Here is a 17,177-nt window from a genome sequence, read left to right as displayed (position 1 = left end):
AGACCTTGCGCCGATGAACCATGCCTTGACCCAGCTTCAGCCCTACCCGTTCGAGAAACTCCGCGCCCTGCTGGGCAGCGTGCAGCCGGCGGCGGACAAACGTGCCATCGCCCTGTCGATCGGCGAGCCGAAGCACGAATCGCCGGCGTTCGTCGCCAAGGCCCTGGCCGACAACCTCGACAAGCTGGCGGTGTACCCCAGCACCCTCGGCCTGCCGGCGCTGCGCCAGGCGATTGGCCAGTGGTGCGAACAGCGCTTCGGCGTGCCAACCGGCTGGCTGGATGCCGACCGCCATATCCTGCCGGTCAACGGCACCCGGGAGGCGCTGTTCGCCTTCACCCAGGCAGTGGTCAACCGCGCCGATGACGGCCTGGTGATCAGCCCCAACCCGTTCTACCAGATCTACGAAGGCGCAGCCCTGCTTGCCGGTGCCACCCCGCACTACCTGCCGTGCCTGGAAGACAACGGCTTCAATCCGGACTTCGACGCAGTGCCGGCAGAGGTATGGCAGCGCTGCCAGATCCTGTTCCTGTGCTCCCCAGGCAACCCCACTGGCGCCCTGGTGCCGATGGACACCCTGAAAAAGCTGATCGTCCTGGCCGATGAGCACGACTTCGTGATTGCCGCCGACGAGTGCTACAGCGAGCTGTACTTCGACGAAGACGCGCCACCACCAGGCCTGCTGAGCGCCTGCGCCGAGCTTGGCCGTAGCGATTTCAAACGCTGCGTGGTGTTCCACAGCCTGTCCAAGCGCTCCAACCTGCCGGGCCTGCGCTCGGGCTTCGTCGCCGGTGACGCCGAGATCATCAAGCCATTCCTGCTGTACCGCACCTACCACGGCTGCGCCATGCCGGTGCAAACCCAGCTGGCCAGCGTCGCCGCCTGGCAGGATGAAGCCCACGTACGCGCCAACCGCGACCAATACCGGGCCAAGTACGACGCGGTGCTGGATATCCTCCAACCGGTAATGGACGTTCAGCGTCCGGACGGCAGCTTCTACCTGTGGGCCAAGGTGCCGGGCTGTGATGCCAAGTTCACCCGCGACCTGTTCCAAGCACAGCACGTGACCGTGGTGCCGGGTTCGTACCTGTCGCGAGAGGTCGATGGGGTCAACCCAGGTGCAGGCCGAGTGCGCATGGCGCTGGTTGCGCCGCTGGCCGAGTGCATCGAGGCGGCTGAGCGGATTCGGGACTTCCTGAGCAAGCGCTGACTTCAGCAGCGAGCAAGGGGCCGCTTTGCGGCCCCCTTCTCCCTATTTGACCTGCCCCAGGTTCGCCTCACTCATATCCAGCTCACCCAGCACCTGGCGCACCACCTCATCGCCTACCAGATGCTGACGGTGCAGGTTGTACAATTCCAGACGCTGCGCCCGTAGTGCTTTCACCCGCAGGCGACGCTCCAGCAGGTCCATCTGCTCAGCCAGCGCGCGCGCTTCGGCACTGTCGTTGTAGCTGTCCAGCTCATCCCGATACTCAGCCATCAAACGTGCCTTGAGCTCGGTGGCCAAAGTCGCCTGCGCGGCGTCCTGCGGCGCATTGGCGTCGATCACCTCTTCGGCTTCCAAGGCATGAATGGCCGCCGCGGCCGTGCGCCGCCAGGCTTCTTGTACTTCTTGCTGCAAACGCTCGTCCGGGCTTTTGGTCACACCGCGCAACAGGATCGGCAAAGCAATACAGGCGCCGATCAACGACAGCAGGATTACCCCCGCCGCAATGAAGATGAGCAGGTCTCGCTCAGGAAACGCCTGGCCCGCCCCCATCAGCAGCGGGACCGACATCACGCCCGCCAGGGTCACCGCGCCGCGCACGCCACCGATCGTCAGCAACCAACACGACCGAGCGGTGGGCATCAGCACCAGCTCGGGCTTACCGCGCCAGCGGCGCACCACGCCAATCGCGCGCCAGATGCTCTGTACCCAGATGAAGCGCAACAGGATCAGCGCGGCGAAGATCGCCAGTACGTCGAGGCAGCGATAGGCCAGGGTCGGCCAGATGGTCGCCTCATGGCTGACCACAGCCTTGATGATGTCCGGCAACTGCAGGCCCAGCAGCAAGAAGATCAGCCCATTGAAGGCGAACTCCAGCAGCGACCAGACGCTACGATTGAGCAGACGTGTGCTGGTCTGGCGTGGCAGCAGATCGAGCCAGCTTTGCATCATCCCCGCCGCCACCGCCGAAAGAATGCCCGAAACGCCCAGGCGCTCGGCCAGTACATAGGCAGCGAACGGCAGCAAAAGCATGAACACCACGTGGGTGGCAGGGTCATCCCAGCCACGGGCGATCATCCAGGCACGCAGGCGACCGATCAGCCAGCTCAGCGCAACCCCCACCGCGAGGCCTCCCAGCGCCACCAGCACGAATGTGAAACTGGCCTCGGCCAACGAGAAGGCACCGGTAATCGCCGCCACCAGGGCGAACTTGAAGGTCACCAGGCCCGTGGCATCGTTCATCAGCGCCTCGCCCTGAAGCATGTGCATCAACGGCGTAGGCAAACGGTCCTGGGTAATCGCCGAGACTGCCACGGCATCGGTAGGCGACAGCACGGCGGCCAAGGCGAAGGCCACCGGCAGCGGGATGCTCGGCAACAACCAGTGAATGAAGTAGCCAGCGCCGACCACCGTGAACAGCACCAAGCCCACCGCTAGCGCAACCACCGGGCCACGTATACGCCACAGCTCACGCTTGGGGATGCGCCAGCCATCGGCGAACAGCAGCGGCGGCAAGAACAGGAACAAGAACAACTCCGGCTCCAGCGCCACATGCAGGCCCAGGCTCGGCCAGGCCAGCAGTGCCCCGGCCGCGATCTGCACCAGCGGCAGAGGCAGCGGGATCATCCGCCCCACCAGTTTTGACACGCTTACCAGCGTCAGCAGGATAAGGACGGTATAGGCTGACTGCATCAGCAAGCTTCCTGTGTAATTCGAAAAACCCTGGCGGGGCAAAACATCGCCATTGAAACAATATGTTAGCGGCGTGCAGTAATAATGCACCGCTGCACCATAGTCGCAGGCGAGCGGAGAATATGTAACACAATGCTACCCGACATCAGGTGACACGCTTCGCCCATGCGCGCTCGGCAGCCAGCCGTGGCGCCAGGCTCGTCGATGTCGCATAATCGCCCTCACCTTTTCTTCACGGAGTATCGGGACGCCTACCCCAAGGCGCCCCAGGCATTCAATGGCTTACACTCTCTACGGCATCAAAGCCTGCGACACCATGAAAAAAGCCCGTACCTGGCTCGAAGAAAAAGCCATCGGCTATCAATTTCACGACTACAAGACTCAAGGCATCGACCGCGACAGCCTGAATCGCTGGTGCGACGAGCACGGCTGGGAAGTCATCCTCAACCGTGCCGGCACCACCTTCCGCAAGCTCGACGATGCCAGCAAAGCCAACCTCGACCAGGCCAAGGCCGTCGAATTGATGCTGGCCCAGCCGTCGATGATCAAGCGCCCGGTGCTTGACCTCGGCGAGCGTACCCTGGTCGGCTTCAAGCCTGACCTGTACGCCGCAGCGCTGGCCTGAGTCCGCTCCGCTTCCACCCTATTTCGCAAGAGGTAATCGCATGTCCACTACTCTGTTCAGCCTGGCCTTCGGTGTCGGCACCCAGAACCGCCAGGGCACCTGGCTGGAAGTCTTCTACGCGCAACCACTGATCAACCCGAGTGCCGAGCTGGTCGCTGCGGTCGCGCCGATCCTCGGCTATGAAGGCGGCAACCAAGCCATCGCCTTCACCAACGCCCAGGCCGGCCAGCTGGCCGATGCGCTCAAGGCCGTCGATGCCACCCAATACGCCCTGCTGACCCGCCTGGCTGAAAGCCACAAGCCGCTGGTCGCGACCCTGCTGGCCGAAGACAGCGCGCTGACTTCGACCCCAGAAGCCTATCTCAAGCTGCACCTGCTCTCGCACCGCCTGGTCAAGCCGCACGGCCTGAGCCTGGCTGGCGTGTTCCCGCTGCTGCCAAACGTTGCCTGGACCAACCAGGGCGCCGTCGACCTGGCCGAGCTTGCCGAACTGCAACTCGAAGCGCGCCTGAAGGGCGAGCTGCTGGAAGTGTTCTCGGTCGACAAGTTCCCGAAAATGACCGACTACGTGGTCCCGGCCGGCGTACGTATCGCCGATACCGCCCGTGTGCGCCTGGGCGCCTACATCGGCGAAGGCACCACCATCATGCACGAAGGCTTCGTCAACTTTAACGCCGGCACCGAAGGCCCAGGCATGATCGAAGGCCGCGTGTCCGCTGGCGTATTCGTCGGCAAGGGCTCGGACCTGGGCGGCGGTTGCTCGACCATGGGCACCCTCTCCGGTGGTGGCAACATCGTGATCAAGGTCGGCGAAGGCTGCCTGATCGGCGCCAACGCGGGTATCGGCATCCCGCTGGGCGATCGCAACACCGTTGAAGCTGGCCTGTACATCACTGCTGGCACCAAGGTGAACCTGCTCGACGAGAACAACCAACTGGTCAAAGTGGTCAAGGCCCGCGACCTGGCCGGCCAGACCGACCTGCTGTTCCGTCGCAACTCGCTGAACGGCGCAGTAGAGTGCAAGACCCACAAGTCGGCCATCGAGCTGAACGAGGCGCTGCACGCGCACAACTGAGAACCTCGCGGGGTTTGAAGTGATAAGATCGGGTCTGGCGTTAGCGCCAGGCCCGTTTTTATTTCCAGGTCCCTCGATCATGTTTCAGCCCTCCCCGTGGCGTGCCGACTTTCCCGCCATCGCCGCTCTAGAACGCCAGCACCAGACCTATCTGGACAGCGCCGCCACCACGCAAAAGCCCCAGGCCCTGCTCGATGCCTTGAGCCATTACTACGGCCATGGCGCGGCCAACGTTCATCGTGCCCAGCACCTGCCCGGTGCGCTGGCCACCCAAGCCTTCGAGACCAGCCGCGACAAGGTCGCCGCCTGGCTCAATGCCGCCGATTCGCGGCAGATCATCTTCACCCATGGCGCCACTTCAGCGCTGAACTTGCTGGCCTATGGCCTGGAACATGGCTTCAACGAGGGCGACGAGATCGCCATCAGCGCCCTGGAGCACCACGCCAACCTGCTGCCGTGGCAGCAACTGGCGCGCCGGCGCAACTTGCGCCTGGTCATCCTGCCGCTGGATGAGCAGGGCCACATCGACCTGAATCAAGCGCTGCAACTGATCGGCCCGCGCACCCGCCTGCTGGCAGTCAGCCAACTGTCCAACGTACTGGGCACCTGGCAAGCACTCCCCGCTCTGCTCGCCCACGCCCGCGCCCAAGGCGCATTGACCGTGGTCGACGGCGCGCAGGGCGTGGTGCATGGCCGCCACGATGTGCAGCAACTCGAATGCGACTTCTACGTGTTCTCCAGCCATAAACTGTACGGACCTGAAGGCGTAGGCGTCCTGTATGGGCGCCCGCAGGCCTTGGAACAGCTGCTTCATTGGCAGTTTGGCGGAGAGATGGTGCAACTGGCCGACTATCACGGCGCCAGTTTTCGCCCGGCGCCGCTGGGCTTCGAGGCGGGAACGCCGCCCATTGCTGGGGTCATTGGCCTGGGTGCGACCCTCGACTACCTGGCCAGCCTCGACCCACACGCCGTACAGGCCCATGAAACCAGCCTGCATCAGCATCTGCTACGCGGCCTGGCCGATCGTGATGGCGTGCGTATCCTCGGCATGCCGCAAAGCGCCCTGGTGAGCTTTGTCGTCGACGGTGTGCACAACGCCGATATCGCTCACCTGCTGACCGAGCAGGGCATTGCCGTACGCGCCGGGCATCATTGCGCGATGCCGCTGCTCAAGGGGTTGGGGCTGGAAGGGGCAATTCGGGTATCGCTAGGCCTGTACAACGACAGTGACGACTTGCAGCGCTTCTTCGACGCGCTGGATCAGGGCCTGGAGTTGTTACGATGAGCCTGTCGAGCGAGGCCAGCCAAGCACTGCAGGCATTCCAGCAGGCTCGGGGGTGGGAACAACGAGCGCGCCTGCTGATGCAATGGGGCGACCGACTGGCGCCGCTGGACGAGCGCGAAAAGACCGAGGACAACCGTGTCCATGGCTGTGAGAGCCTGGTGTGGCTGGTCGCCAACCAGCAAGGCGGACAATGGCAGTTCAAGGCCGCTAGCGATGCACGCTTGCTGAGGGGGCTGCTGGCCTTGCTGCTGGTCCGGGTACAGGGGCTCGATAGCGCCGAGCTGGCGCAGCTTGAGCTGGGGGCCTGGTTCACCGAGCTTGGCCTTGAGCGCCAACTGTCGCCCTCGCGCAGCAATGGCCTGCATGCGGTACTGCAACGCATGGCTCAGTTGGCATCCGCCGCCTGAAGGTGTCTGGGCAACCGCCGACAAGGGCTGCAAGGCAGCCCCAGTGGCGGAATCTGCAAACGCTGCGCTAAGCCTTCAAGGCCTTCTTCGGATAGATGTCATAGCGACTCGATTTGCCCTCAAGGCTATGACTGGGCTTGGGCCCGTCGATAATCGGCGCCTTACGCGGCCGCTTGACCACGACCCGGTGCGAAGCCAACGCCAAGGCTGCCTCGAGCAACGCCGGCGCATCCAGGTCGTCACCGACCAACGGCCGGAACACGCGCATTTCCTTCTTCACCAAAGCACTCTTGTCGCGGTGCGGGAACATCGGATCCAGGTAGATCACCTGTGGCGCCTCGCCCTGCCAGGTGCGCATGCGCTCGATGGCGTTGCCCACCAACAAACGCATCCGCTCAACGATTGGCCCTACCTCGACATCTCCACGGCCGCGCGCCAGGCCATCTTCGAGTAACGCGGCAATCAGCGGCTGGCGCTCGATCAAGGTCATCTGGCAGCCAAGGCTGGCTAGCACGAAAGCATCTTTACCCAGCCCGGCAGTTGCATCCAGCACCTGCGGCCGCACCCCCTGAGCGATACCGACCGCCTTGGCGATCATCTGCCCATTGCCACCCCCGAACAAGCGCCGATGCGCCGCCTGGCCCTCGACGAAGTCGACGCGCACCGGACCCGGTGCCTGCGGCCCCAGCTGCTGGATCTGCAAGCCGTCCACACCCACTTGCACGGCAAACTCCGCCGCCTCGTCAGCCAATGGCAACCCCAACCGCTCAGCCCATACGGCCGCCTGCGCCTGGAACTCGGGCGCCAGCGCCTCGACCCTGATGCCTGTGCCCTGCTCTTGCTCTACCATCCGATCCCGCATCCGAAATAATTAATGAAACGCCGGCCACGGCCGATACACGCAGTATCCGCTATTCTGCCAGAGCACAACACGCGCGACTGCCATGTCAGATACCCTTCCCATCGGCTTGACCTACCTGTCGCCTGTCGGCAACTACGGTCGACAGAATACCCAGGCCCTCGGCGGCGTCAGCCACCTGTGGCAGGATTTCTTCGCCCAGGCGTTGGCCGACCAGCAAGGGCAAGAGACCGACGCCGTCAGCCAAGCGCTGGTGCAGTACGACAACGAAAGCGGAGAACCGATCGGGGGCGCCCGTGCCCTGGCGTTGATCGATGCCCAACGTGCTTGCAGCGTGCAAGACACCGAGGTCAAGCCACCCGAGCCGCTGTTCCTGCCCAAGGCCGAACTTGAAGCCAACCTGCTCGAGCCTGCCCCGGAACCGTTCAGCGCCGCCGAGTTGATCGAGCAACAACGCGATCTCGATCTGAGCAACAGCTGGCTGCGTCCGGTGGTCATGAGCCAGGGCCATGCGCAAGCTGAACCTGGCGCCGCGCCTTCGCCGCGCCCGCTGCACCTGCCGATCGCCGAATTTGAAATGGACCTGCTGGACCCGGCGCCAGAACCGTTCGATGAGCCGACCCTGGCCCAGCAGCAGAATGAGCTGGAGTTCGACATTCACTGGGCACGCCCTGTCGTGCTGAACAACGTCCGCGTCCACGCTTGAGCTCAGCGGCAAATCTGCCAGAGCCCCATGTCGAGATGAAAGTGGTTGTGGTGCGCCGCGTTGTAGTCAGGCCCTAATACCGTACTGAAACTCTCGCAGGCCGCTTGCCGCACCTGCCTGAGAAACTCCGCCTTCTGCCCCCCACCCTGCCAGTGCTGCGCCAACACGATGCGCTGGCCATCCTTGAGCCGAAAGGCGCTGATATCCAAGGCATTGGCCGTGGCATGCTGGCTCAGCCGACCTTGCTTGCGGTTGTAGACGTTGCGACAGGCGAAGCTGCCAAGGTGCTCAACCTGCACCACCGGCTGGCCAAACACCCGCTGCGCCGCCGGTTGCAAGCCATGCGCCTCGAACAGGGCATAGGCCACCGCCAGCGGGCAGGTGGCGAGAAAACTACTGCTCAAGCGCGCCTGACCGGCCTCCACCCGCCACACGTTCTGCAGCGGACATTGCGCCGTCGCTGCGCTGTCGGCCTGGGCTCGGTAGCGCAAGACCGAGGTTTGCAGCGCCTGCTGGCATAAGGCAGGGTCCTTGCGCAGACGCGACAGTTTATAAGGCGTGAGCAGGTTCGGCGGCTGGCGCACATCCAGCGCCGCCCACGGATTCCACTGCGCGGGTGGACGCCAGCCCAGGTACCAGGCCTGGCCCGCTGCGAGCAGCAGCACCAACAGCAGCCAGCCAAGCCAGCGCATCAGGGCTCAGCGTCGGAACAGATCGTTGAGCTGGGCGAACGGCAACGCCTGCTCGGCGTAGCTGAAGGTGCCCTGATCGCGAATCTCCAGCGCCGCCCGCTGCAACGCGCCGAGTGCCGCCCGGGCCAGCGATGAGCCGACGCTGATACGTCGCACCCCCAGGTCTTGCAGTTGGTTGACGCTCAGCGGCACACCCGCCAAACCCATCAATACATTCACAGGTTTCGGAGCCAGCGCCTGGACCACCGCACGCACCTCATCGACACTGCGCAGCCCTGGGGCATACAGCACATCAGCGCCGGCTTCGGCATACGCCTGCAGGCGCAGGATGGTGTCATCCAGGTCCATGCGCCCATGTAGCAGGTTCTCGGCGCGGGCACACAGGGTGAACGCAAATGGCAGGCTACGCGCCGCCTGTACCGCTGCGCGCACGCGCTCCACGGCCAGGCCGAGGTCATAAATGGGCGCTTCGCGGCGACCGCTGGCGTCCTCGATCGAACCGCCGACCAAGCCCACTTCAGCGGCGCGCAAAATAGTCTGGGCGCAATCGTCTGGCAGGTCGCCGAAACCATTCTCCAAATCCGCAGCCACCGGCAAAGGCGTGGCATCGACAATCGAGCGGGCATTGGCCAGGGTTTCGTCCAGGCTCAGCTGAGCCTCGGCATCCGGCCGCCCCAGGCTGAAGGCCAACCCCGCACTGGTCGTGGCCAGCGCCTCGAAGCCCAGGCTGGCCAGCAGCCGGGCGGAGCCAGCATCCCAGGGGTTGGCAATGACAAAGGCGCCATCACGCTCATGCAGCGCCTTGAAGGCCTCCGCTCGCAGGGTTTGCACATCCATGGTTACAGCTCCGGCAGGTTGAGAAGTGGTCAGAGTAGCCCTAGTTGTTCGACCTCAGGGGCACGTGGCAATTCAGCTAAAGGCGCAAGCCCCGGCAAGCGCTCGCTCAGCCGTTGATGAAAACGCTGGGCCAAGGCCGCTGCCAGGCGGTTATCCGAGGTATGCAGGAAAATGTACGGGCTACGCCCCTGTTCGATCCACTCAGCGACCTTGCCCACCCACGGCGTGAGGAAGTGCTCGTTCGCCTCAAGCTGCGGATGGCCAATGAACCGCACCTGTGGGTGCTGACTGAAGGCCGCAGGCCGCGCTGGCACGTTGGGTTTCTTCGACTGGGCATGCAGCACTGCCGGCTCGCGCGAGGTGCAGCTGAACAGGGCCCGCGGATCCAGGCAGATGCGCTCCACCCCACGCCCATGCAGCAGGCGATTCAGCGCCCGCTCCTCATCGCCACGGGCAAAGAACCGCGGATTACGCACCTCGACCGCCACCGGTACGCCAATGTGGTCAAGAAAGTGCGCAAGCTCAGCCAGGCGAGCAGGGCCGAACACCGCTGGCAGTTGCAGCCAATAGGGCGAAACCCGTGGGCCAAGAGGTGCTAGCAGGCGAGTGAAGTCGATCGCCGATGGCAGCTGCTCACGCAGGTCACCGGCATGGCTGACATCCCGAGGAAATTTGGCGGTAAAGCGAAAGTGCGCAGGCATGACCTGAGCCCAGCGCTCTACCGTGGAAGGCGCGGGACGGGCATAAAAGGTGGTATTGCCTTCGACCGCGTTGAATACCTGGCTATACAGGCCTAGAAATTCAGTGGCGCGGGCGTCAGCGGGATACAGGTGATCGCGCCAGGCGTTTTCGCTCCAGGACGGACAACCGAGAAAGTAAGGCAGAGGCGATGGATTCATCCATCAAATGTACAGATCCAGCCCCAGCACTTCCATATCCCAATCGGTGAAGCCGGCAGTGGCCAGGTAGCTGGCCAGAGCGGTCGCGGTGCGTCGATCGCGCGCGCGCGGGAAGATCAGATCCTGCTGACGGGCCGGCAGCCCCGCGCCACCACGGCGGGTCCTGGCCTCCTGCGGGACTTCGCTGTCCTCGATCAGCTCGGCATCTTCGACAGACTCATCACGCACCTGCGCCTTGCGCGGTGCGCGCTTGATCGGGTAGGACTGGGAAGAGAAGCCGTCGATACGCATGGAATGAACACTCAGGATCAATGATGGCAATTTAGCAGCATCAGAGATCCATCGCTAATGCCATTGTGATAACTGGACCACAGTTCCCACGAAAGGTTTAGCGCGAATGTAAATAGCCGACGAACTGCGGTTAACGAGGCGCCTTGGGCGTGGCCACGTTATCGCGCAGATAGACTGGCTGAGCCTGGTCGGCGGCAATCGCCTCACCGCGTGCCCAAGCGTATCCGGCCAAGCTGAGGATATCCAAGGCAGTGGGCAGCAGGCTGGCATCACTGTCGCTCACCTGCGCAGCCAGGCGCGGCGCGTAACCCCAGCCAGTCCCCGCACCGAACCAATCACCGCCTGCCTCTGGCAAGGCCACACGCTCTGGCGGCAAGACGGCTTCGCGACCGAGCAGGCGCATCTCACCTTCGTTGGCCTGGTAGCAGCCCCAGTAGACCTCATCCATCCGCGCATCGATGGCCGCCGCAACGTGCCGCGTGCCACGCTCGCGCAAGGCCCGTTGCGCCAAGGCGGCCAGGTTCGATACCGGCAGCACCGGGCGCTCCAAGGCGAAGGCCAGGCCCTGCACCACACCAATGGCGATGCGCACCCCGGTGAACGCACCTGGGCCACGACCAAAGGCGATGGCATCCAGATCGCTCAGCGCTACGCCCGATTCAGCCAGGATCTGCTTGATCATCGGCAACAGCTTCTGCGCGTGTTGGCGGGGGATCACCTCATGGTGGCTGGTCACCTTGCCGTCATGCAGCAGCGCAACGGAACAGGCTTCGGTGGCGGTATCCAGGGCCAGCAGGGTGGTCATCGAACGGGTTTCCAGGGGCAAAGAGAAAAGAGCGCCAGTATAAACGACAACGGCCCGCAAGCGGGCCGTTGTCATGCATAGGCGTGGATCAGCTCAAGGCTGCCAGGACCTTGGCGGTGATCGCCTCAACCGAGCCGACACCTTCGATGTGGCTGTACTTCGGCTTGCCAGCGTTGGCAGCCGAGAGCTTCTGGTAGAAGTCCACCAGCGGCTTGGTCTGGCTGTGGTAGACCGACAGGCGATGGCGCACGGTTTCTTCCTTGTCGTCATCACGCTGGATCAGCTCTTCGCCCGTGACGTCGTCCTTGCCTTCCACTTTCGGCGGGTTGTACTGAATGTGGTAGGTGCGGCCCGAGGCCAGGTGCACGCGGCGACCGGCCATACGGCCAACGATTTCTTCGTCGTCCACGGCAATCTCGACCACAGCGTCGATATCGACACCGGCGGCAACCATGGCTTCAGCCTGAGGGATGGTCCGTGGGAAGCCGTCGAACAGGCAGCCCTTGGCGCAATCAGGCTGGGCGATACGCTCCTTGACCAGACTGATGATCAGGTCGTCGGAGACCAACTGACCGGCGTCCATGACTTTTTTCAGTTCCAGACCCAGTGGGGTGCCGGCCTTGACGGCAGCACGCAGCATGTCACCGGTGGAGATCTGTGGAATGCCGAACTTCTCGGTGATGAACTTTGCCTGAGTACCTTTACCGGCCCCGGGAGCTCCCAGCAGAATTACGCGCATCTTGTGCTCCTCATATTTTTTTATGCAAATCAATGGATTCGGCGTCAGGGCCAATTCCGGAAAATCGGGTATCGACCAGAAAATCGGTCAAAAGGCTGCTCAAGATACACAGCACCCGGCGACCAGACAAGCGTCCCAAAGTTGCAGCAAAGCGCCACTTGCGACCTGCCGCCGCAGGGGTTGCGCCCAGCGCAACCTCCCTCCTCGCCCCAGGCCTGACCCGGCACTGGGCCAGACCCGCGGCTGGCCAGGCGCCGCTTAACCGGTGTTGCGCAGGCCGGCGGCAATGCCCGCCACAGTGACCAGCAAGGCCTGCTCTAACGGGCTGTCCAGAGCGGCTTGGCGGCTGCGCGAGCGCGCCAGCAGCTCGGCCTGGAGCCGATGCAGCGGGTCCAGGTAGGTGTTGCGCAGGCTGATGAATTCCAGCGTCTCAGGGCTGTGCGCCAGTAGCACCGGCTGCCCGGTCAGACTCAGCACCACCTGGCAGGACTGCGACAATAGGTCGCGCAGCTGCGCACCCAAAGGGAGCAAGTCGGGTTGCACTAGACGTTGGTCGTAGGCCTCGGCGATTTGTGCATCGGCCTTGGCCAGGACCATTTCCAGCATGTCGATCCGGGTGCGGAAGAACGGCCACTGCTCACGCATCTGCGCCAACAGTTCGCCCTGGCCACGGGCCAAGGCATTGCTCAGCGCGGTTTCCCAGCCTAGCCAGGCTGGCAGCATCAGCCGGGTTTGCGTCCAGCCGAAGATCCACGGAATGGCCCGCAGGCTTTCAATGCCACCCGCGCGGCGTTTGGCCGGGCGACTGCCCAATGGCAGGCGGCCCAGCTCCTGTTCAGGGGTCGACTGGCGGAAGTACTCGACGAAGTCGGGGTTCTCCCGCACCACGTCGCGGTAGGCCTTGACCCCATCGGCGGCAAGCTGGTCCATCACCTCGCGCCAGGCAGGTTCCGGCGGCGGCGGCGGTAACAGGGTCGCTTCGAGCACGGCCGCTAGATAAAGGTTGAGGTTTTGTTCGGCGATGCCCGGCAGGCCGAACTTGAAGCGAATCATCTCGCCCTGTTCGGTCGTACGGAAACGACCCGCCACCGAGCCCGGGGGTTGCGACAAGATCGCCGCGTGCGCCGGGCCGCCACCACGGCCAACGGTGCCACCGCGGCCATGGAACAACAGCAGCTCGACCTGGTGCTCGCGACAGATGCGCACCAGGTTTTCCTGAGCGCGGTACTGGGCCCAGGCCGCCGCCGTGGTGCCAGCGTCCTTGGCCGAATCGGAGTAACCGATCATCACCTCCTGCGGCCCACGCAGCCCGGCGCGGTAACCCGGCAAACCGAGCAGGCGCTGCATCACCGGCCCCGCGTTATCGAGGTCGGCCAGGGTCTCGAACAACGGCACCACACGCATCGGCCGGGTCAGGCCGGCTTCTTTGAGCAGCAACTGCACCGCCAGTACATCCGACGCCGCGCCCGCCATGGAGATGACGTAAGAGCCGAGTGAGGCGGCAGGCGCCGCGGCGATTTCCCGGCAGGTGTTGAGCACCTCGGCAGTGTCTGCCTGGGGCTTGAAGTGAGCAGGCAACAACGGCCGACGGTTGTTCAGCTCGGCCTGGAGAAACTCGATACGCTGCTCTTCGTTCCAGTCGGCGTAGCGGCCAAGACCTAGGTAGTCGGTGATTTCCGACAGGGCATCACGATGACGGGCAGCATCCTGGCGCACATCCAGGCGCACCAGGAACAGGCCAAACGTCACTGCCCGACGCAGGCAGTCAAGCAGCGGACCATCGGCGATCACGCCCATGCCGCACTCATGCAGCGAGTGGTAGCACAGCTGCAGTGGCTCGATCAGCTCACGTGTATCGACCAGCACCTCGGCACTGGCCGGCTGGCTGCTGGTCAGTGATGCATGCGCCCAGGCGCGCGTTGCACGCAGGCGATCACGCAGTTGCTTGAGCAGGCTGCGATAGGGCTCGGCGCTGTCACCGACCCGCTCGCGCAAAGGGTCGCTGGCTTGCTGCATCGACAACTCTGCGGCCAGGTAATCGATATCGCGCAGGAACAAATCGGCGGCCATCCAGCGCGCCAGCAACAACACTTCGCGGGTCACGCTGGCAGTGACGTTGGGGTTGCCGTCGCGATCGCCGCCCATCCACGAGGCAAAACGAATCGGCGCCGCCTCCAGCGGCAGGCGCAGGCCGGTGGCCTCGAACAGCGCCTTGTCGACCTTGCGCAAGTGGCTGGGGATCGCCTGCCACAGCGAATGCTCGATCACTGCAAAACCCCACTTGGCCTCGTCCACTGGGGTGGGTCGGGTGCGGCGGATTTCTTCGGTGTGCCAGGCTTCGGCGATCAACCGGCGCAGGCGCTCGCGAATCTGCTGGCGCTCGGCAGGGGTCAAGTCGCGGTGATCTTGCGCAGCCAACTGAGCGGCGATGGCATCGTATTTCTGGATCAGGGTCCGCCGGGCAACTTCGGTGGGATGAGCGGTGAGCACCAACTGGATGTCCAGCTTGGCCAGCTGGCGGGCCAGGGCGTCATGGCTGTGTCCCGCTTGCTTGAGGCGCGCCAGCAACTCGGGCAGTACCCGCGCCTCGAAAGGCTCTGGCTGGCCGGCTTCGCGGCGGTGAATCAGCTGATACTGCTCAGCGATGTTGGCCAGGTTGAGGAACTGGTTGAAGGCGCGCGCCACCGGCAGCAGCTCTTCGTCGGCCAAATCATCCAGGGTCGAGCTCAGCTGCTCGGCGCCGCCACGCCGATCAGCCTTGGCGCTGTGGCGAATGTCCTCGATCTTCTGCACAAAGGCATCGCCGTGCTGCTGGCGAATGGTTTCGCCGAGCAACTCCCCCAACAGATGGACATCTTCACGCAAGCGAACATCGATATCGGTCATCAGGCCCTCTCTGTGGCGCGGTTGCTCCGCGCTCCGCTCAGGAAACTGCACGTAGCCAAGAGTGCCCATAGCAACCCGCACAAGGCAAGCCTGCGGCGGGGTTAGCAACTAAAGTGAATGCAGGGCAGTCCACTAACTGCCCCTTTTGAGGCTTCATCATCGTAGGGGGCTGCTGCGCAGCCCATCGCCGGCAGGCCAGCTCCTACACAAACAGCGCAGACCTTGTAGGAGTTGGCTCGCCGGCGATGAGCCGCAGCGGCCCTGAAAACGACGTCCACACGAGGTCACCATGAAAATCCGCGAACTCGCCCAGCACTGGGAACAGAACGCCGCCGGCAGCTTGAGCCCCACCAGCCATGTGTTGCATCTGGACCTTGAGTCCGAAGCACGACTGGCCGCGCTGATCGACATGTACCCCAAACGCACCGCCGAAGAACTGCTCGGCGAACTGGTCGCCTGCGCCCTTGAAGAGCTGGAGGCCAGCTTCCCCTATGTCCAGGGCCGACAGGTGATTGCCACCGATGAAGAGGGCGACCCGCTGTACGAAGACATCGGCCCGACCCCGCGTTTCCTGGCCCTGTCACGGCGTCACTTGCATGACCTCAGCAACACCGCTGAAGAGCCCGGCAACTGACGCTTTGCTTGCGCACCACACGGCTGTGCGCTGCCGTGCGGGCGCAAGCTTGCCCGCCACTCGCGACCAACACCCCCGCCCACCACGCTGACTGATCAGTCAGAAAAATACTTGCCAAGCCTAGGTATTTTTTTCTGAACTATTGGAAAAACGCTCCGGTCCGACCAAATAGCCATCACGCTAAAACCCTGCACACAGTTGGCTGTGTACAGTTCAGCTGAAATGCGCGCACTGTCAGGGAATAGGCGATGGACTGCTACGGACATTGTTATCAGGAGTGATCCAATGGAGCTGACCAACATGAAGACCCGCACTTCGCCAACCTCATCCACTCACTTGCGCGGGCTCAAGCTGGCCGCGCTGGCCCTGGGCAGCAGCCTGGTACTGGCCGGTTGCGCGGGCAAGCCGCCAAGTGAGCAATATGCCGTGACTCAATCGGCGGTGAACTCCGCTGTCAGTGCCGGTGGCACCGAGTTCGCAGCCGTGGAAATGAAGGCGGCGCAGGACAAGTTCAAGCAAGCCGAAATCGCCATGCACGACAAGAAGTACGACGAAGCCAAGCTGCTCGCCGAACAGGCCGAGTGGGACGCGCGTGTCGCCGAGCGCAAGGCGCAAGCGGCCAAGGCCCAGAAGGCCGTGCAGGACTCCCGCCAGGGCGTCCAGGACTTGCGTGAGGAAGGTCTGCGCAGCGCCGAATGAGCCTGCCCAGCATTCCCTGAGCCTTCGTAACTGATCAAAGGATGAACATTATGCGCAACTACGTCATGATCCCCGCCCTGCTGGCCCTGAGCGTTGGCCTTGCCGCCTGCTCGCATGACCCGAACGCCAACCTGGAATCGGCCCGCACCAACTTCTCGGCGCTGCAAAGCGACCCGCAGTCGAGCAAACTGGCCGCCCTGGAAACCAAGGACGCCCAGGACTGGCTGAACAAAGCCGACAAAGCCTACATGGACCGCGAGAACGACAAGAAGGTCGACCAACTGGCCTACCTGACCAACCAACGGGTTGAAGTGGCCAAGCAGACGATTGCCCTGCGTGCAGCCGAAGGCGAGCTGAAAAACGCCTCTGCCCAGCGCGCCCAGGCTCGCCTGGATGCCCGCGATGCACAGATCAAAAAGCTGCAGGACAGCCTCAACGCCAAGCAGACCGACCGCGGCACCCTGGTGACCTTCGGCGACGTGCTGTTCGACTTCAACAAAGCCGAGCTCAAGAGCAGCGCCCTGCCCAACGTGACCAAGCTGGCCCAGTTCCTTCAGGAGAATCCTGAGCGCAAGGTGATCGTCGAGGGCTACACCGACAGCGTCGGTTCGGCCAACTACAACCAGACCCTGTCTGAGCGCCGCGCCGCAGCCGTACGCATGGCCCTGGTACGTGCTGGCGTCGACCCAGCGCGCATCGTTGCCCAGGGGTATGGCAAGGAGTACCCGGTAGCGGAGAACTCCAGCAACTCAGGCCGCGCCCAGAACCGTCGGGTGGAGGTGACCATCTCCAACGACAACCAGCCAGTGGCACCGCGTACCGTGAGCCAAGCGCAGTAA

General features: G+C 63.7%; 18 protein-coding genes. 9 read left to right on the top strand and 9 right to left on the bottom strand.

All coding sequences use genetic code 11. The features are described from left to right. Positions 1-13 precede the first annotated feature (13 nt). A complete protein-coding gene (gene dapC / locus HU737_RS02330) occupies positions 14-1,210 on the top strand; it encodes a succinyldiaminopimelate transaminase (RefSeq protein ID WP_186555440.1) in 1,197 nt (398 codons plus the stop codon). A gap of 42 nt (positions 1,211-1,252) precedes the next feature. Here dapC and HU737_RS02325 read toward each other — a convergent pair whose 3' ends face one another. Continuing rightward, positions 1,253-2,899: a Na+/H+ antiporter gene (locus HU737_RS02325; protein WP_186555441.1), complete on the bottom strand. Its 1,647-nt coding sequence runs from the start codon at positions 2,897-2,899 to the stop codon at positions 1,253-1,255. Positions 2,900-3,176: 277 nt separating this feature from the next. On the opposite strand from HU737_RS02325, the gene HU737_RS02320 reads away from it, so the two are divergent. From HU737_RS02320 to HU737_RS02305, 4 genes are all read left to right on the top strand, one after another. Then, on the top strand, positions 3,177-3,524 hold the full coding sequence (locus tag HU737_RS02320) for an ArsC family reductase (RefSeq protein ID WP_186555442.1): 348 nt from the start codon (positions 3,177-3,179) through the stop codon (positions 3,522-3,524). Positions 3,525-3,564: 40 nt separating this feature from the next. Next, positions 3,565-4,599, top strand: coding sequence for a 2,3,4,5-tetrahydropyridine-2,6-dicarboxylate N-succinyltransferase (dapD, locus tag HU737_RS02315; RefSeq protein WP_186555443.1), 1,035 nt, complete (start codon positions 3,565-3,567; stop codon positions 4,597-4,599). Between the two features lie 79 nt (positions 4,600-4,678). Continuing rightward, positions 4,679-5,884 (top strand): cysteine desulfurase, encoded by a 1,206-nt coding sequence (locus tag HU737_RS02310; RefSeq protein ID WP_186555444.1) that lies wholly within the window; start codon positions 4,679-4,681, stop codon positions 5,882-5,884. After that, the gene (locus HU737_RS02305) at positions 5,881-6,291 is read left to right on the top strand and encodes a SufE family protein (protein WP_186555445.1); all 411 of its coding nucleotides are present in this window, start codon (positions 5,881-5,883) and stop codon (positions 6,289-6,291) included. The genes HU737_RS02310 and HU737_RS02305 overlap by 4 nt, the downstream gene beginning before the upstream one ends. Positions 6,292-6,358: 67 nt before the next feature. Here the strand turns inward: HU737_RS02305 and HU737_RS02300 are convergent, their stop codons facing one another. Beyond that, entirely contained in the window at positions 6,359-7,141 is a 783-nt protein-coding gene (locus HU737_RS02300; protein WP_186555446.1) for a class I SAM-dependent methyltransferase, read from the bottom strand. A gap of 94 nt (positions 7,142-7,235) precedes the next feature. Between HU737_RS02300 and HU737_RS02295 the strand changes: the two genes are divergently transcribed. Further along, entirely contained in the window at positions 7,236-7,856 is a 621-nt protein-coding gene (locus HU737_RS02295; RefSeq protein WP_186555447.1) for an energy transducer TonB, read from the top strand. Positions 7,857-7,858: 2 nt separating this feature from the next. Here HU737_RS02295 and HU737_RS02290 read toward each other — a convergent pair whose 3' ends face one another. The 7 genes from HU737_RS02290 to ppc form a co-directional block, all read right to left on the bottom strand. Further along, complete coding sequence (locus HU737_RS02290; protein ID WP_186555448.1) at positions 7,859-8,548, bottom strand: extensin-like domain-containing protein; 690 nt, start codon at positions 8,546-8,548, stop codon at positions 7,859-7,861. A gap of 6 nt (positions 8,549-8,554) precedes the next feature. Further along, on the bottom strand, positions 8,555-9,385 hold the full coding sequence (locus HU737_RS02285) for an isocitrate lyase/PEP mutase family protein (protein WP_186555449.1): 831 nt from the start codon (positions 9,383-9,385) through the stop codon (positions 8,555-8,557). A gap of 29 nt (positions 9,386-9,414) precedes the next feature. Further along, complete coding sequence (locus HU737_RS02280; RefSeq protein WP_186555450.1) at positions 9,415-10,284, bottom strand: DUF72 domain-containing protein; 870 nt, start codon at positions 10,282-10,284, stop codon at positions 9,415-9,417. A gap of 3 nt (positions 10,285-10,287) precedes the next feature. Beyond that, a complete protein-coding gene (locus HU737_RS02275; RefSeq protein ID WP_186555451.1) occupies positions 10,288-10,575 on the bottom strand; it encodes a hypothetical protein in 288 nt (95 codons plus the stop codon). 130 nt (positions 10,576-10,705) lie between these two features. Continuing rightward, positions 10,706-11,380: a tRNA (adenosine(37)-N6)-threonylcarbamoyltransferase complex dimerization subunit type 1 TsaB gene (gene tsaB, locus HU737_RS02270; RefSeq protein WP_186555452.1), complete on the bottom strand. Its 675-nt coding sequence runs from the start codon at positions 11,378-11,380 to the stop codon at positions 10,706-10,708. Between the two features lie 88 nt (positions 11,381-11,468). After that, positions 11,469-12,119, bottom strand: coding sequence for an adenylate kinase (adk, locus tag HU737_RS02265; RefSeq protein ID WP_186555453.1), 651 nt, complete (start codon positions 12,117-12,119; stop codon positions 11,469-11,471). A gap of 258 nt (positions 12,120-12,377) precedes the next feature. Further along, the gene (gene ppc / locus HU737_RS02260; protein ID WP_186555454.1) at positions 12,378-15,005 is read right to left on the bottom strand and encodes a phosphoenolpyruvate carboxylase; all 2,628 of its coding nucleotides are present in this window, start codon (positions 15,003-15,005) and stop codon (positions 12,378-12,380) included. 289 nt (positions 15,006-15,294) lie between these two features. On the opposite strand from ppc, the gene HU737_RS02255 reads away from it, so the two are divergent. The 3 genes from HU737_RS02255 to lptF all read left to right on the top strand — a co-directional run bounded on the left by HU737_RS02255 (position 15,295) and on the right by lptF (position 17,177). Continuing rightward, a complete protein-coding gene (locus HU737_RS02255; protein WP_186555455.1) occupies positions 15,295-15,639 on the top strand; it encodes a pilin assembly protein in 345 nt (114 codons plus the stop codon). Between the two features lie 285 nt (positions 15,640-15,924). Further along, complete coding sequence (locus tag HU737_RS02250) at positions 15,925-16,338, top strand: DUF4398 domain-containing protein (protein WP_186555456.1); 414 nt, start codon at positions 15,925-15,927, stop codon at positions 16,336-16,338. 50 nt (positions 16,339-16,388) lie between these two features. Beyond that, entirely contained in the window at positions 16,389-17,177 is a 789-nt protein-coding gene (lptF, locus tag HU737_RS02245) for a lipotoxin F family OmpA-related lipoprotein LptF (RefSeq protein ID WP_186555457.1), read from the top strand.

Origin of the sequence: Pseudomonas urmiensis, assembly GCF_014268815.2 — a bacterium.
Classification (GTDB): Bacteria; Pseudomonadota; Gammaproteobacteria; order Pseudomonadales; family Pseudomonadaceae; genus Aquipseudomonas; species Aquipseudomonas urmiensis.
Note: the sequence above shows the minus strand (reverse complement) of the source record. Positions and strands in the feature narration are given on the sequence as shown.

Coding starts and splice junctions, on each gene's coding strand:
- dapC (WP_186555440.1), top strand. CDS start 14: ATGAACCATGCCTTGACCCAGCTTCAGCCCTACCCGTTCGAGAAACTC.
- HU737_RS02325 (WP_186555441.1), bottom strand. CDS start 2,899: ATGCAGTCAGCCTATACCGTCCTTATCCTGCTGACGCTGGTAAGCGTG.
- HU737_RS02320 (WP_186555442.1), top strand. CDS start 3,177: ATGGCTTACACTCTCTACGGCATCAAAGCCTGCGACACCATGAAAAAA.
- dapD (WP_186555443.1), top strand. CDS start 3,565: ATGTCCACTACTCTGTTCAGCCTGGCCTTCGGTGTCGGCACCCAGAAC.
- HU737_RS02310 (WP_186555444.1), top strand. CDS start 4,679: ATGTTTCAGCCCTCCCCGTGGCGTGCCGACTTTCCCGCCATCGCCGCT.
- HU737_RS02305 (WP_186555445.1), top strand. CDS start 5,881: ATGAGCCTGTCGAGCGAGGCCAGCCAAGCACTGCAGGCATTCCAGCAG.
- HU737_RS02300 (WP_186555446.1), bottom strand. CDS start 7,141: ATGGTAGAGCAAGAGCAGGGCACAGGCATCAGGGTCGAGGCGCTGGCG.
- HU737_RS02295 (WP_186555447.1), top strand. CDS start 7,236: ATGTCAGATACCCTTCCCATCGGCTTGACCTACCTGTCGCCTGTCGGC.
- HU737_RS02290 (WP_186555448.1), bottom strand. CDS start 8,548: ATGCGCTGGCTTGGCTGGCTGCTGTTGGTGCTGCTGCTCGCAGCGGGC.
- HU737_RS02285 (WP_186555449.1), bottom strand. CDS start 9,385: ATGGATGTGCAAACCCTGCGAGCGGAGGCCTTCAAGGCGCTGCATGAG.
- HU737_RS02280 (WP_186555450.1), bottom strand. CDS start 10,284: ATGAATCCATCGCCTCTGCCTTACTTTCTCGGTTGTCCGTCCTGGAGC.
- HU737_RS02275 (WP_186555451.1), bottom strand. CDS start 10,575: ATGCGTATCGACGGCTTCTCTTCCCAGTCCTACCCGATCAAGCGCGCA.
- tsaB (WP_186555452.1), bottom strand. CDS start 11,380: ATGACCACCCTGCTGGCCCTGGATACCGCCACCGAAGCCTGTTCCGTT.
- adk (WP_186555453.1), bottom strand. CDS start 12,119: ATGCGCGTAATTCTGCTGGGAGCTCCCGGGGCCGGTAAAGGTACTCAG.
- ppc (WP_186555454.1), bottom strand. CDS start 15,005: ATGACCGATATCGATGTTCGCTTGCGTGAAGATGTCCATCTGTTGGGG.
- HU737_RS02255 (WP_186555455.1), top strand. CDS start 15,295: ATGAAAATCCGCGAACTCGCCCAGCACTGGGAACAGAACGCCGCCGGC.
- HU737_RS02250 (WP_186555456.1), top strand. CDS start 15,925: ATGGAGCTGACCAACATGAAGACCCGCACTTCGCCAACCTCATCCACT.
- lptF (WP_186555457.1), top strand. CDS start 16,389: ATGCGCAACTACGTCATGATCCCCGCCCTGCTGGCCCTGAGCGTTGGC.